General features: G+C 64.4%; 14 protein-coding genes. 4 read left to right on the top strand and 10 right to left on the bottom strand.

Annotation, left to right across the window (positions count from 1 at the left end):
* Positions 1-12 precede the first annotated feature (12 nt).
* Genes CH305_RS06590 through CH305_RS06565 form a run of 6 tightly spaced genes read right to left on the bottom strand, consistent with a single transcriptional unit; the run spans position 13 to position 6,257 of the window.
* Positions 13-750: a sulfite exporter TauE/SafE family protein gene (locus CH305_RS06590; RefSeq protein ID WP_094703170.1), complete on the bottom strand. Its 738-nt coding sequence runs from the start codon at positions 748-750 to the stop codon at positions 13-15.
* Positions 750-1,745, bottom strand: coding sequence for an ABC transporter ATP-binding protein (locus CH305_RS06585; RefSeq protein ID WP_094703169.1), 996 nt, complete (start codon positions 1,743-1,745; stop codon positions 750-752). The genes CH305_RS06590 and CH305_RS06585 overlap by 1 nt, the downstream gene beginning before the upstream one ends.
* Positions 1,738-2,757, bottom strand: a complete 1,020-nt coding sequence (locus CH305_RS06580) for an ABC transporter ATP-binding protein (protein ID WP_094703168.1) — start codon at positions 2,755-2,757, stop codon at positions 1,738-1,740. The genes CH305_RS06585 and CH305_RS06580 overlap by 8 nt, the downstream gene beginning before the upstream one ends.
* The gene (locus tag CH305_RS06575) at positions 2,754-3,740 is read right to left on the bottom strand and encodes an ABC transporter permease (protein ID WP_094703167.1); all 987 of its coding nucleotides are present in this window, start codon (positions 3,738-3,740) and stop codon (positions 2,754-2,756) included. The genes CH305_RS06580 and CH305_RS06575 overlap by 4 nt, the downstream gene beginning before the upstream one ends.
* A gap of 8 nt (positions 3,741-3,748) precedes the next feature.
* Positions 3,749-4,678 carry an ABC transporter permease gene (locus CH305_RS06570; RefSeq protein ID WP_037196062.1) on the bottom strand — a complete coding sequence of 310 codons (930 nt, stop codon included), beginning with the start codon at positions 4,676-4,678 and terminating at the stop codon, positions 3,749-3,751.
* A 1-nt stretch (position 4,679) separates the two neighbouring features.
* Positions 4,680-6,257: an ABC transporter substrate-binding protein gene (locus tag CH305_RS06565; protein WP_094703166.1), complete on the bottom strand. Its 1,578-nt coding sequence runs from the start codon at positions 6,255-6,257 to the stop codon at positions 4,680-4,682.
* A 338-nt stretch (positions 6,258-6,595) separates the two neighbouring features.
* Here CH305_RS06565 and CH305_RS06560 point away from each other — a divergent pair, with 338 nt between their 5' ends.
* Together CH305_RS06560 and CH305_RS06555 are read left to right on the top strand one after the other, a co-directional pair.
* Positions 6,596-7,591, top strand: coding sequence for a 2-hydroxyacid dehydrogenase (locus CH305_RS06560; RefSeq protein ID WP_179278207.1), 996 nt, complete (start codon positions 6,596-6,598; stop codon positions 7,589-7,591).
* On the top strand, positions 7,588-7,983 hold the full coding sequence (locus CH305_RS06555) for a universal stress protein (RefSeq protein ID WP_094703165.1): 396 nt from the start codon (positions 7,588-7,590) through the stop codon (positions 7,981-7,983). Before CH305_RS06560 ends, CH305_RS06555 begins: the two co-directional genes overlap by 4 nt.
* Before the next feature lie 3 nt (positions 7,984-7,986).
* Here the strand turns inward: CH305_RS06555 and CH305_RS06550 are convergent, their stop codons facing one another.
* Positions 7,987-8,880: a LysR substrate-binding domain-containing protein gene (locus CH305_RS06550; RefSeq protein ID WP_032405210.1), complete on the bottom strand. Its 894-nt coding sequence runs from the start codon at positions 8,878-8,880 to the stop codon at positions 7,987-7,989.
* A gap of 170 nt (positions 8,881-9,050) precedes the next feature.
* Here CH305_RS06550 and CH305_RS06545 point away from each other — a divergent pair, with 170 nt between their 5' ends.
* Both CH305_RS06545 and CH305_RS06540 read left to right on the top strand, forming a co-directional pair.
* On the top strand, positions 9,051-10,559 hold the full coding sequence (locus CH305_RS06545) for a SulP family inorganic anion transporter (RefSeq protein ID WP_094703164.1): 1,509 nt from the start codon (positions 9,051-9,053) through the stop codon (positions 10,557-10,559).
* 34 nt (positions 10,560-10,593) lie between these two features.
* Positions 10,594-11,001, top strand: coding sequence for a MerR family transcriptional regulator (locus tag CH305_RS06540; RefSeq protein WP_094703163.1), 408 nt, complete (start codon positions 10,594-10,596; stop codon positions 10,999-11,001).
* 8 nt (positions 11,002-11,009) lie between these two features.
* Here CH305_RS06540 and CH305_RS06535 read toward each other — a convergent pair whose 3' ends face one another.
* The 3 genes from CH305_RS06535 to CH305_RS06525 form a co-directional block, all read right to left on the bottom strand.
* Complete coding sequence (locus CH305_RS06535; protein WP_094703162.1) at positions 11,010-12,266, bottom strand: lipase family protein; 1,257 nt, start codon at positions 12,264-12,266, stop codon at positions 11,010-11,012.
* A 120-nt stretch (positions 12,267-12,386) separates the two neighbouring features.
* Positions 12,387-14,096, bottom strand: a complete 1,710-nt coding sequence (locus CH305_RS06530) for a ribonuclease J (protein WP_256983574.1) — start codon at positions 14,094-14,096, stop codon at positions 12,387-12,389.
* Positions 14,097-14,237: 141 nt separating this feature from the next.
* Positions 14,238-14,624: a cupin domain-containing protein gene (locus tag CH305_RS06525; protein ID WP_094703161.1), complete on the bottom strand. Its 387-nt coding sequence runs from the start codon at positions 14,622-14,624 to the stop codon at positions 14,238-14,240.
* Positions 14,625-14,732: the final 108 nt, after the last annotated feature.

Below are 14,732 nucleotides of genomic sequence, written 5' to 3'. Positions count from 1 at the left end.
GTGACACGGCCCTCACATCAGAGCGAGTACCTGCTGGGCGACGAGAACGAGTGCGCCGGCTGCGGAGACACCGATCGCGGTGATGCGCAGGCGTCGACGATCGAGAACGCGATTGACCACGCGAGAGAGCAGGAAGCCGAGAACTGTCGCCGGGGCCAGGAACACGAACAGCGTCGCGGTATGGGCGTCCACTGCACCGGCCACCGCCAGTACCGCCAGCGAGATGAGTGATCCGACGAGGAAGAAGCAGCTCATGGTGCTGCGCAGTTCGGCTCCGGTGTTGCGTTGCCACACCAGGGCCATCGGCGGTCCGCCGATGGAGGTGGCCGTTCCCAGAATTCCCGACGCGGCCCCGGCCACCACCAGGTTTCGTCTGTGCGGCAACGGGACCCAACCGAAGGACGTCAGTGCGACGCCGCTCAGCACTACCAGCGCGAGCAGGATGGCCAGGCCGCGCTCGGGCAACAGCACGAGCAGCACTGCGCCCACCGCCGATCCGGGTAGGCGACCGGCCAGCGCCCACCCCGCGCCCGACAGGTCGAGGGCAGTGCGATCACGGACCAGGACGAGCACACTGACGACCACGGCGAGCATGATCAGCGTCGCTGGGATGAGCCCGGGGTCGACGATGGCCACGATGGGCGCGGCGAGCATGCCCATGCCGAATCCGATGGACGCCTGCATCGCCGAAGCGAAGAAGATGGCCAGGGCGACGACGACAAATCCGGTGACGCTCAGGTGCGTCGCCATCACGTCCCGGCAGCGACGAGGCCGAGATTGCCTGCGACGAGCGGATAGTGGCATTCGGCGATGTGATCGGCCTCGTCGGCGTCGAGCGCCACCGGGGGTGCCTCACTGGCGCACAGGTCGGTTGCTTTCCAACAGCGCGTGCGGAACCGGCATCCCGACGGTGGATTCAGCGGTGACGGTACCTCGCCCTTCAACAGGATCTTCGTCCCACGGGTCGACGCGTCGAGGGTGGGTGCGGCCGACATCAACGCCGCTGTGTACGGGTGCGCGGGACGCTCGAATACTGCTTCGGTAGCGCCGGATTCGACGATACGGCCCAGGTACATCACGGCGACGCGGTCGGCGACGTGCCGAACGACCGACAGATCGTGCGAGATGAACACGTAGGAGATGCCGAGTTGCTTCTGTAGGTCGTTGAGCAGGTTGAGCACCTGCGCCTGGACCGAGAGATCGAGTGCCGATACCGGTTCGTCGCAGATGATCACATCGGGGTTCAATGCCAGGGCCCGAGCGATGCCGAGGCGTTGGCGTTGACCGCCGGAGAATTCCTGCGGGAATCGATTCTCGTCGCTCGGTCGAAGGCCCACCAGATGCAGCAGCTCACGCACTCGGGCGGAGCGGTCGCGGCGAGTCTTGTAGAGGCTCTTGTGGGTTCGCCACGGCTCGCCGATGATGTCCCCGGCCGTCATCCTCGAGTTCAACGAACCGTAGGGGTCCTGGAACACCATCTGTACTCGTCGACGCCACGCGAGGAGTTCCTTGCCGCGCAGAGCGAAGGGATCGATGCCGTCGAAGGCGACGGTGCCCGAGTCGGGTCGCTCGAGCATCATCAGGGTGCGCGCGAGAGTGGACTTGCCGCAGCCGGATTCGCCCACGAGTCCGAGGGTTTCACCGCGTCGCAGATCCAGGTCGATGGCGTCGAGGGCGCGGAGCTTGCCGCGGCCGACGTCGAAGGTCTTGTTCAGGCCGCGCACGGTCAGCAGTTGCTCAGACATGGCTGGTTACCTCGTTCGGGAAGTGGCAGGCCGACATCCGGCCGTTGCCGACGGATTCGAGCGGAGGGCGAGTGCTGATGCAGATCTCGCGGGCCAAGGGGCAGCGGGCCTGATAGACGCACCCGTCGGGGATGGAATGCAGATCCGGTGGGGTGCCGCCGATCGACTTCAGATCTTCACCGCGGACGGCGTGTACAGGCACCGAGTCCAGCAAGCCCTTGGTGTACGGGTGGCGCGGTTCACCGAACACTTCGGACACCGGTCCGGTTTCGACGACGTTGCCCGCGTACATGATCGCGACCCGGTCGGCCTCCTCGGCCACCAGGGCGAGGTCGTGGGTGATGAGCACGACGGCCATGTCGTGTTCGGTACGCAATTCCTTCAGCAGAGCCATGATCTGGGCCTGCACCGTGACGTCGAGCGCCGTGGTGGGTTCGTCGGCGAGCAGTACCGACGGGCTCAGTGCCACGGCCATTGCGATCAGCAGGCGTTGACGCATCCCGCCGGAGAACTGGTGCGGGTACGAGTCGGCGCGTGATTCCGGCTCGGGGATGCCCACGCGGGCCATGAGTGCAATAGCTTCCACCCGAGCCAGTTTCGCCGACATGCCGCGATGGATCCGAAACGGCTCGGCCAGTTGAGTTCCCACGGTGTAGACGGGATTGAGTGCGGTCAGTGCATCCTGGAATACGATAGCCAGTTCGGTGGCCGCGATGGTGCGTCGCACTTTGGTCTTGGCGGTCACCAGGTCCACCTCACCCATCTCGACCGAACCGCCCGTGATGTCGGCGATCGGCTCGAGCAACCCGACGATGGCCTGTGCCGTCATCGACTTGCCGCAGCCCGATTCACCGAGCAGAGCGAGGGTTTCACCGCGGCGGGCGCTGAAGGTGACGTTGTCGACGGCGCGAATGACACCGGACGGCGTCCGCAGATCGACGGTCAGTCCGCGTACGTCCAGGGCGACGCTGCCGGTGTCCGGTCGCTGTGGTGCAGTTGCCGGTGCGCTCATGAGACGACCTTTCGTACGGGGAGCAGGCGGGACCGCTTGGAGCGGGGGACATTGAGTCGCCAGCGCTGCGCCGGGTCGGTGGCGATGCGCGCCCAGGCGGCGAGCACGGTGGCCGAGACCGTCGTCAGCACGATGGCCAGGCCGGGGAAGAACGAGAGCCACCACGCGGTCTGCAGGTAGGTACGGCCCTGCGAGACCATCAGGCCCCACGAGACGTCGGGTGGCTGAATGCCGATGCCCAGAAAGCTCAATGACGATTCGGCGAGAATGACGAAGCAGAAGTCCAGGGTCGCGACGGTGAGCAGGGTCGGCAAAAGAATCGGGGCCACGTGTCGTCGGATCACCGATCCGCTCTTCGCGCCGAACGTACGGGCGGCATCCACGAACAACCGACTCTGCAGTTCCGCGGACTCGGCGCGGGCGGTACGCAGGTAGATCGGGATACGCGTGACCGTCAGGACCAGAACGATGTTCGCGGCACTGGGCGAGAAGACGTAGAGCACCACGACGGCCATCAGCAGCGACGGGAAGCTGAGGATCACGTCGGCGACGCGCATCGCCGCGGTCTCGCGCCAACCGCGATGGAAACCGGCCCACATACCGATGAACGAGCCGATGATGGCCGAGAGGATCACCGCCGGAATGGCCACCGAGAGTGTGGTTCTGCTGGCCACGATCAACCGGGCCAACATGCTGCGCCCCAGAGGATCGGTGCCGAGGATGTTCATCCAACCGGTGTCGAGGGTGAACGGCGGCAGGTTCGAGCGGTCAAGATCTTGATCGGTGGCGGCGTCACCGACCAGCATCGGGCCGAAGATCGCAGTGAGGAAGACCAGCACCAGGATCGCCGCGGCGACGGTGGCGACCCTGTCTCGCAGCAGCAGCTTCCACAGCGGAGCCGACGCCTTGCGGGATTCCACCGGAGCCGACGGTGGAACATCTTCGGGCTCGGATGTTTTGGGTGCTTCGAAGTCGAGTGACATGTTCTTACCTAGACCTTCACCTTGTCGCGGACCCGGGCGTCGAGCAGTGCATAGCAGGCATCGATGACGATGTTGAGCACGAAGATGCTCACCGCCGTCAACAGCACGGCCGCCTGCAGAACGGCGAAGTCGCGCTGCAGGATGGCGTCGATCATCAGTTTTCCGATGCCGGGCCAGCCGAAGATGGCCTCGACGACCACCGCGCCGTTGACGAGGCCGACCATCAGGTCGCCTGCGACGGTCAGGGCCGGTGCGGCAGCGTTACGCAGAGCGTGGTGGGTGACGACCCGAAGATCGCCTGCCCCTTTGCTTCTCGCGAGCCGAACATACGGTGCCGACAGTGCCGAGACCATCGCACCCCGCACCACCTGTGTCAGTACTCCGAGCGGTCGAATGAGCAGCGTGGCGATCGGCAACACCCACGAGAGCATTCCGCTGTCCACGCCCGAGGTGGGCAGCCAGCCGAACACGATGGCGAAGACGTAGACGCCCATGATCGCGAACCAGAAGTCGGGGATCGACGCGGCCGTCATCGACAGCAGGCTCGAGATGCGATCGGCCAACGAGTTCGGCCGGTACGCAGCCCAGCAGCCGATTATCACGGCACCGAGGATGGCGAGGAACATCGTCGCGAAGGCGAGCTGCAGCGTTGCGGGGAAGGCGCGCAATGCCATTGCCGACGCGTCCTCACCGGTGCGGAGTGACTGCCCGAAGTCGAGTTGGACGACGCCCTTGAAGTAGTCCATCAGCTGAGTCAGCACCGGCTGATCGAAGCCGTTGGTGGCGCGGAAGGCCTCGCGCTGCGCCTGGGTGGCCGACTCGGGCAGGTACAGGCTGGTGGGGTCGCCGGTGAGACGAGCGAGGAAGAACACGCCCAGCAGGACGACGAACAGTGGGATCAGGCTGGTGTAGATCCGTCGGCGCAGAAATCTGAACATGTCAGGGCCTCTCGGTATCGGCGCGCGTCATCGCGGCCAGGTGCATTTCGTCGACCGTGGCGGAGTCCGGCGTGTAGTCGACCGAGGCGGCCTTGGCGAGCACCCCGTTCATGTGCGCGATGTACGCCATCTGCATGATGTCCTTCGGTTCGTCCGCGAACACCTGGGCGTACGCGGCCTGCCTGTCTTCTCCGGTGAGGGCACCGGCAGCAGCGATCTCCTTGTCGAAGTCCGCTGTGCCGTAGGCACTCTGGAATCCGTCACTGGTGAAGTACTGGTCGACGGTGAAGGCCGAGTCGCCGGCCTGATTGCCGTGCTGAATCACCAGTAGATACGGCCCGACGTCCGGGAACGGGCGTTCCTGGTATTCGGCGGTACCTGCGGCGTCCATCATTTCGATCTTGACGTTCATGCCGATCTTGGACAGTGAGTTCTGGATGACCTCCACTGTCTCGTTGATCTTGGGGAACTGTCCGGTACGTCCGATCAGGCGGATCTCGGTGTCCACCGGTACCCCGTCTGCCCGTGCATCGTCGATCAGCGTCCGGGCCTGGTCCATGTCGTAGGGCCACGGCGTCAGGTCCTCGTTGAATCCCACGACACCCTCGGAGATGAGTTGCGCTGCAGGCGAGCCGAGTCCGCGGAAGAGTGCTTTGACGATGCCGTCGCGGTTGATCGCGTAGTTGATCGCCTGCCGCACCCGGATATCGTCGAGTGGCGGTTGAGCGGCCTGGATGCGCAGCGCCGTTGTTTCGTTGTTGGGGTAGGCCACGCCGAGGTCGCCCGCACCGTCCTCCGGTCCGACCGACGTGGCGATCTCGGCCTCGCCGTTGGTCACCATCGATGCGCGGACGCTGCCCTCGCTGCGCCACTGGTACTCGGCCCTGGCGTACTCGGGTTTCGGGCCCCAGTAGGTCTCGTTCCGTACCAGGGAGAGCTTCTGGCCGTAGTCCCAGCGCTCGATCGCGAACGGTCCCGTTCCGATGGGCTCTCGTACCCGCTCGGTGTAACTGGCTGTGCGCGGAACCATTTCCACGAACGAGAGGCGCAGCGGAAGGATGGGGTCGGGTTCCGGCGACTGCACGGTCAGCGTCATCGGGTCGATGGCCGTGACAACCAGGTTCGCGTCGCCGAACACGTACCCCTCGACGTTGCAGCCCAGTTCCGAATTGACCGTGCGGTCGATGGAGAACGCGGCGTCCTCGGCTTCGAAGGGGCTCCCGTCGCTGAACGTCACGCCGGGGTGGATGGCGAACGTCCACTCGGTATCGGAGGTTTGTTCCCAGGAGTCGGCGAGCTTGGGTTCGAGATCGCCGGTGCTGGGGTTGCGCTCCATGAGCGGCTCGGTGATGTTCGAGCGAGTGACGACTCCGACCGAGGTGAGCGAGACGTCGCAGGCTTCGAGGGTCGGAGGTTCCTGGGGCAGGACGATGCGCAGAGTATCTGCGCGGGCGGCTCCACCGTTGTTGGAATTGGCGACGGTGCAGCCGCTGGCGATCAGTGAAAGTGACAGTGCGCCAACAGCAATTGCGGCGACGCGGTGGGTCCGTCCCTGCTGCACGAAGAGTGCAGGGCTCATGGTGGCCTCCAGTGGGAAAAGGATCCGCGTCTGCGAGTTGCAGCCGAATCTGTGACGGTAGACACACGGTATGAGCGGGCTGTCTTCATCGTCAACCGGACGAAATGCCCTTTCCGGCCAGTTTTGTGGGTCACAAGGGCGGCTTTGATGAGGCCTGAATCACACCTGTAGTGAGCTGACCAGGCCGGATACGAGGAAGACTGGACAAGCGTGCATCGGCAATGCGTCGTTCATGCCGTTTGGGTATCGGTCCATGTTATTTCCGTGTTGGACAGGTATTCGAGGAGCGGCATACCGTACAGGAAACGCGCACGTTCCACCATCTCGCGAGGAGAACAATGGTCACCGTCAGCTCGCAGAGTTCCTCTGTGTCTCAACCGGATTCGCAACAGGGCGGTCGAGTGCTCCGAGTCGGACCGCTCAAGCCGTCGCTGATGGACACGTTGATCACCGAGTACGACGCGCTGGAACTGCCCGAAGGGGATGGTCGCGACGAATTCCTCGATGCGCACGGCGAATCGATCACCGCAGTGGTGACCTCCGGCCGCACCGGCGTCGATGCCGCGTTGATGGAGCGATTGCCGCAGCTCGGAGCCGTGGTGAACTTCGGCGTCGGATACGACACCACCGATGTCGACGCCGCAGCAGACCGCGGCATCGCCGTCAGCAACACCCCCGACGTCTTGACCGATTGTGTGGCGGACCTCGCGGTCGGTCTGGTGATCGACACCATGCGTGGGCTGTCCTCCGCCGAGAGGTTCGTGCGTGCCGGCCGATGGCCAGCCGAGGGCAACACGCCGCTGACGCGCCAGGTCACCGGCAAGCGCGTCGGAATCATTGGCCTCGGGCGCATCGGCTCGGCAATTGCCGATCGGCTCAACGGTTTTCGCTGCGAGATCTCGTACCACAATCGCAACGAGATCGACGGTTCGCCCTACGTCTACGCGGCCAGTCCGACAGCGCTCGCGGAGAACGTCGACGTACTGATCATCGCCGCGTCGGGCGGCTCGGGAACTGCGCATCTGGTCGACCGCGCCGTGCTCGAAGCGCTGGGACCGCAGGGCTATTTGATCAACGTGGCGCGCGGAAGCGTCGTCGACGAGGAGGCGTTGATCGAATTGCTTGCCGCCGGGCGATTGGCCGGTGCCGGCCTGGACGTGTTCGCCCACGAACCGAACGTGCCCGACGCCCTGCTGACGATGGACAACGTGGTGCTGTTGCCGCACGTGGGCAGCGGGACGGTGGAGACGCGGGCCGCGATGGAAGCCCTCACGCTCGAGAACCTCGATCGCTTCCTTGCCGACGGCACCCTCGTCACGCCGGTGACGAAGTGACCGTCGTCGTCGGCTATTCGCCGACCACCGAAGGAAAAGGCGCGCTGCCCTTCGCTTTTCGCGAGGCGCACATGCGTGGAACGGATCTGGTCATTGTCGCCGAGGACAACAGCGCAGCCGACGCCGAGTTCGGTGCCACCGTCGAATCGGCTCGCGAAGAGACCTCGGCGCTCGGTGTCACGACGAAAATCCACGACAACGAGGCCGGTCGCTCGCACGCCGACAATCTGATCGACCTGTCGTTCGACGAACAGACACAACTTGTCGTCATCGGTATCCGCCGCCGATCGCCCGTGGGAAAGTTGTTCATGGGCAGCATCTCTCAGCGCGTTCTCCTCGAGGCACACTGCCCGGTGACGGCCGTCAAGCCGCCGGTGGGGACGCCGCGGTAGCCGTCACGACCACTCCCGCGCCGGTAGCACATCGGTCATGAAGCGGTGCAGTGCCGGGTTGTCGTTGTCCACTCGCCAGGCCGCGTCGAGCTCGACGGGGCGTTCCTTGACAGTCCGAACCGGCCGGAACACAACACCTTCCGGCCGCATGGTCGACGCCGACTCCGGCACCAATGCCAATCCGATGCCGGAACGAACGAGTACCAGCATCGTGTGTACCTGGGTCACGTACTGCACGTAGCGCGGGGACACCCCGACGATGGTGAAGGTGCTGATCAGCAGTTCGTGGAAGTACCGCGCATCGACGGGTGAGTACATGATGATCGGCTGCTCGTCGAAGTCCTCCACCGACAGTTCGTCCTTCTCGGCCAGCGGATGATGCTCGGGCATCGCTGCGATCAACGACTCGTGCAGCACCGGCCGGGACGCGATGCCCGGTCGCTTGAGTGGTGGCCTGGCCAACCCGAGATCCAGATCGCCGACGGCCAACGATTCCATCTGTACCGCCGAGACCATCTCGCGCAGCACGAGTTTCACGTCCGGCAGCTTCTCGCGCGCGGCGTCGAGCAGCTGCGGGAGAACTGCATGCGCCGACGCGCCGGTGAATCCGACGACGACCGTCCCCAGGTCGCCGGTAGGGACCCGTCGCACAGTGAGCAGTGCGCCCTCGGCGAGGTCGAGGATGCGTCGGGCCTCGGGTAGGAAGGCCAACCCCGCGGCCGTCAGGGTCACCGACCGGCTCGTGCGGTCGATCAGCTGCACACCGACTTCGCTCTCGAGCTGTTGGATCTGCCTGCTCAGGGGCGGCTGCGTCATGTGCAGACGTTCGGCGGCACGGCCGAAGTGCAGTTCCTCGGCGACGGCGATGAAGCAGGACAGCCTGTTGAGCGAGAACATCGATTCATTCCTTGCATCGCACGGCGAGTTTCGTGGGCCCTTTACGTATAAATCTAGCGCACGAGCTTCAGCAAGACGATTGACAACCTTCTCTCCGGTAAGAGTAGAGTTGCCCGCGGAGTGGACGCCGTACCTGTCGCAGTCCCTCGCGCCCATCGAACGGAGTTGTCGTGTCTCGAGCTGCCCAGGTGCCTGTCACCGCCGTCGAAGACGTCTCGGTGCTGGGTGCGTTGCGCTCACCGAGGCGGCTCAAGACCGAGGTCCTGGCGGGCCTGGTGGTGGCTTTGGCGTTGATTCCGGAAGCCATTTCGTTCTCGATCATCGCCGGGGTCGACCCGCGCGTCGGGCTGTTCGCGTCGTTCACCATGGCCGTCACCATCTCCGTCGTCGGTGGACGACCGGCGATGATCTCCGCGGCCACCGGAGCGATTGCCCTGGTCGTCGCCCCGTTGGCGCGTGAGTACGGCCTCGACTACCTCATTGCGGCGGTGATCTTCGGCGGAATCCTGCAGGTCCTGCTCAGCGTCCTCGGCGTCGCCAAACTGATGCGGTTCATCCCACGCAGCGTCATGGTCGGGTTCGTCAACGCGTTGGCGATTCTGATCTTCTCCTCGCAGATCCCGTACCTGATCGGTGTGCCGTGGTTGGTCTACCCGATGGTCGCCGTGGGCTTGGCCATCATGTTCTTCCTACCCAAGCTCACCACCATCGTGCCGGCACCGCTGATCGCGATCGTGATACTGACCGGCGTCACACTCGTCTTCGCGCTGGCCGTGCCCGACGTCGGCGACGAAGGTGAACTGCCGTCCTCGCTGCCGTCGTTCCTGATCCCGGATGTGCCGTTCACCTTCGAAACGCTGAGCATCATCGCGCCGTTCGCGTTGGCCATCGCCCTCGTCGGTCTACTCGAATCACTGATGACGGCCAAGCTCGTCGACGACATCACCGATTCGCACTCCAACAAGACCCGCGAGGGTTGGGGCCAGGGTGTCGCCAATCTGGTCACCGGCTTCACCGGCGGCATGGGCGGCTGCGCGATGATCGGCCAGACCATGATCAACGTCAAGGTCTCCGGTGCCCGCACTCGAATCTCGACGTTCCTGGCCGGTGTTTTCCTGCTGATTCTGGTGGTCGGTCTCGGCGACATCGTCGCGCTCATTCCGATGGCCGCGCTCGTCGCGGTGATGATCATGGTCTCCGTCGGAACCTTCGACTGGCACAGCATCAACCCGAAGACGTTGCGGCGCATGCCCAAGAGCGAGACCCTCGTCATGGTGGCCACCGTCGCGGTCACCGTCGTCACCCACAACCTCGCGTACGGCGTGGTTGTCGGAGTGATCACTGCGATGGTGCTGTTCGCTCGCAGGGTCGCCCATCTGACCGAGGTGGTCGATGTGGCACATCCCGACGAGGACACCCGCGTCTACGCGGTGAAGGGCGAGTTGTTCTTCGCGTCGAGCAACGATCTGATCTATCAATTCGACTATGTCGGAGATCCGAAGAACATCGTCATCGACATGTCCGAGTCGCACATCTGGGACGCATCCACCGTGGCGACCCTCGATGCCATCACTACCAAGTACGCGGCCAAGGGAAAGACGGTGGAGATCGTCGGCTTGAACGCGCCGTCGACCGAGCGGCACGATCGTCTCAGTGGAAACCTGGGCGGCGAGCACTGACTAGGGTGGTTGGTCGGGCGAAGAGAGGCGGCACATGGCAGACGACGGCATACACATGCAGATCGGGCAGGTAGCTCAGAAAACCGAGCTGTCCATCCGCACCGTCCGTCACTACGACGATGTAGGCCTGGTCACGCCCTCTGCCCGCTCCGCAGGCGGATTTCGGTTGTACACCGAGACCGACGTCGAACGCCTGCTCGTCATTCGCCGGATGAAGCCCCTCGACTTCACGTTGGCCGAGATGAAGCAGCTACTCGAGTCACTCGACGTTTTGGGCGACGAGAACGCGGCCGACGACGCCAGGTCGTCGGCCGCGGCCTTCGTTCGTGAGTGTCATACCAAGGCCGAGGACAGCTGCCGCACGTTGCGGCGGCAGCTCGCCTACGCAGAAGAGCTCACCGAGGTGTTGTCGACTCGCGGAGCCGCAGCCCGGCGCGAGTAGGTTCGGCCCTAGCGGCCGAAGCTACTGCATCCGGGTCGAACCGGAATTCCCGCGAGGCGGTCGTCCAACCACGCGAACGCAGCGGGAGCTCCGCTGCCGGCAACGATGCTGTGCTCACCCAGGTATTCCTCGAGGCGGACGTCGGCTCCGCGTGAACACCACTTGTCGAACACGGCCTCGGGACCTTCTTTTGGAATCCAGAACTCCTGCTGTCCGTGATACAGGAAAACCGGTGCCGTCGGAGTTCCGCCGTCTCCCAATCGATTCTGATCAGCAACCGCGAGCGCCAGTGGCGAATTGAACGCATCGGGAGTGATGGACAGTGACTCGATGCGGATCGGAGCAACGATTCCGAGGGGTGCAATCCCGACGATGCACAGGTCCTTCGATGCCTGTGCAAGCCGCCACCCGGCGTCGTTGTAGAGCGACAGCATCTCCGGGTACTCGCGCGCCACGCCCATCGCTGCCGCGAGGAACACCGCCGACGCCAAGTTGCCGTTCATGGACTGACGTAGCAGCGCGAAGTCGGTGGGCGTTCCGCCGAACGCTGCGCCGACAATGTTCAGTTCGGGGGCGTAGGCCGGGGCCTCCTGCACGGCCCAGCCCGATGCGATCGCCCCACCCGAGTAGCCCGTAAGACCCAGGGGCGCAGTCGGATCGAGGCCGACAGCGGCGGTCGTGACCGCGCCGCGCAAACCGTCGAGTACGGCGTGCGCCGCCATCGGTCCGACGGCGTACGCATGGCGTGGCCCCTGATGGTCGGTGACGACGACGGCGTAGCCCCGCGCCAGAAGCAGCTGCACGGGTGCCAATTCCGGAGCGATGCCGCGTTGCATGGTCCACGATGGCTCACACGTGGCACCGAGCGAATCGATGGCCATGTTGTAGGCAACAACAGGGCGCGGACCCGGCGAGGTCCAGGGCGCAGTCGGGACGATGACGCTGGTGACGATGGCAGCGGGGCGGTCCTTCGCGTCGGTCGACGCGACCAGCAGTTGGGTGGTGGTGACCGGGGTGACCAGTGGTCCGACGGTGACGCTGCGGGTTCGCAGAACTGTTCCGGGAGCGGCCGTTTCGTATCCGGGCGGCGGAACGACCCACGGATCGTCGAGCGGTGTCGCGGCGATCGATTCGGCGGTGCGCGGCGGATTCTGTACATCGCCGAGTGGATCGGCCCCCGCCGACCATTGCCCGCCCGACACCACCAGTGAAACCGCAGCGACCACCGCCGCATACCGACAGCCGAACTTCGCGTACTTCCCCATCGAGACCCCCCGGTCGAAGTTCCGGATCGTTACCGGAGCTTTCCAAACGACTCTAGGGGCCGGAACCATCTACAGGGGCCGAACGCAAAATTTGCTCACCTCGCCACTGGCAATTCATGCTCAGCCGTCGACGACCACCGGGACGATGAGGGGCTGACGGCCCAGGGTCTGCTTGGCCCAGCGGGCCGATTCCTGCACGATGCGCTTCTCGATGTTCTCGCGAGAAGCAACCTTGACGTCGCTCTCGCGCGTGAGGGTCTTACCGATCGCCTTGGCCAACGAGTCGAAAGCGTTGGCCTCGTGGGCGAATCCGCGTCCGATGAAGTCGACGTCGTCGACCAGCAGGCCGGTATCTGGATCCACGATCGCGATGACGGTCAGCACACCCTCGTTCGCGAGCAAGCGACGCTCGGCCAGCGAATCCTCGGTAACCCCACCGACGGCACTGCCGTCTACGTAGATCAGTTCGATGGGGACAGAGCCGGTGATCTGCGCGACGCCGTCGAACAGGTCGATGACACTGCCGTTCTCGGCGATCAACACTCGATCGCGAGGAACGCCGGTCCTGATCGCGAGATCGGCGTTGGCGCGCAGATGCCGCGACTCGCCGTGTACGGGAAGCACATTGGCAGGTTCGAGGATGTTGTAGCAGTAGACCAACTCGCCTGCACTGGCGTGACCGGAGACGTGCACCTTCGCATTTCCCTTGTGCACCACGCGTGCACCCTTGTCGACGAGACCGTTGATGACGCGGTAGATCGCGTTCTCGTTTCCGGGAATGAGGCTGCTCGCCATCAGCACGGTGTCGCCGTCGCCCACCTTGATCTGATGCTCACCCGACGCCATCCGCGACAGCGCCGCGAGAGGCTCGCCCTGCGATCCGGTGCAGATCAGCGTGATCTTGTTCGCCGGAAGACGGTTGAGCTTCGGTAGATCGACGACGAGCCCGTCGGGCACATCGAGGTAATTCAGATCGGTCGCAATCTTCATGTTGCGCACCATCGATCGGCCCACGAACGCAACCTTGCGGCCCTGCGCATGCGCGGCGTCGAGTACCTGTTGAATGCGGTGCACGTGGCTGGCGAAGCTCGAGACGATCACGCGCCCCGTCGTTTCGCGGAACACCTTCTCGATGGCCGGGACCAGATCGCGTTCGGAGACCATGAACCCGGGAACTTCGGCGTTGGTGGAGTCCACGAGGAGCAGGTCGAGTCCCTCCTCGCCGAGGCGCGCGAAGCTACGGAGGTCGGTGATCCGACCGTCGAGCGGGAATTGGTCCATCTTGAAGTCGCCGGTGTGCAGCACCAGCCCGGCGTCGGTCCGAATGGCGATGGCCAGACCGTCGGGGATCGAGTGGTTGACGGCGATGAACTCGAGCTCGAACGGGCCTTCCTGACGCGTCTGCCCCGCTTCGACCTCGATCAACTTCGTCGAGACCTTGAACTCCTCGAACTTGGCGGCCAGGAAATGCAGTGTCAGTCGCGACGAGATGACGGGAATGTCGCCACGCTCGCGGAGCAGGTACGGGACGCCGCCGATGTGGTCCTCGTGCCCGTGTGTCAGAACGATGGCAACGACGTCGTCGAGACGATCGCGGATGCAGCTCCAGTCCGGCAGGATGACGTCGACGCCCGGCTGGTGCTCTTCGGGGAACAGCACGCCGCAGTCGACGATGAGCAATTTCCCGTCGAATTCGAAGACGGTCATGTTCCGGCCGATCTCGCCGAGACCGCCGGTTGCGATCACGCGAAGGTGCCCTGCCGACAGCGCTGAGGAGGATCGCTTTCGAGGTGCGGCGGGGGATCGGCGTTGGCGCGGTGATCTAGACATGGTGTCAACGCTACGGGGGGTTCCCGACCAGGCATCGACCCGGTAGGAAAGTCTGGACTTCGCGTGGATTTCTTACCGTCCGGACGAGAGGGAGAACGGTCCTCGCGTGCTCGAGTTCCAGGTACCCGGTGCGGCCTGTCCCTATCGATCGGAACTCGCGAGGTATTCGGTTGTCCAGGGACCGATCGCGGTTCCGATAATGACAGTGTCTTCGTCGGCTCCATCGAAATGAGCGGCACCTGCGGGTACCCAGAGAAACGAACCCTGCGGGAAGCGGCGGGTTGCGCTGACATCGAGGGTGAGGCCGTAACCCAATCGCAGTTCTCCGGCCGCAACTACCAAGTGCACGTCCGAACTGTGGAAATGAGCTCCGTCGAACATCCCGGCAGGGACGAAGAATGCGTAGCTGAACATGACTCCGGGCTCTCTGGTACCGACCAGAGTTGCCGACCGTGTGCCGTCGCCGTGAAAGGTGTCCCACGCAATGGCTGCCACGTCGAACGCAATCGGATCGCTCTGAGTCGTCATGGCGACAAAGCTAGACACAATCCTTGGGTGAAGCTGGCGGCTTTCGGACGGAACATGTTGATGCTGGAAGCGTGCGCTAATACCGAAGTCCATTGCGGAATCACGCGT

It is taken from the genome of Rhodococcus sp. 15-649-2-2, assembly GCF_002258645.1.
Classification (GTDB): domain Bacteria; phylum Actinomycetota; class Actinomycetes; order Mycobacteriales; family Mycobacteriaceae; genus Rhodococcoides.
Note: the sequence above shows the minus strand (reverse complement) of the source record. Positions and strands in the feature narration are given on the sequence as shown.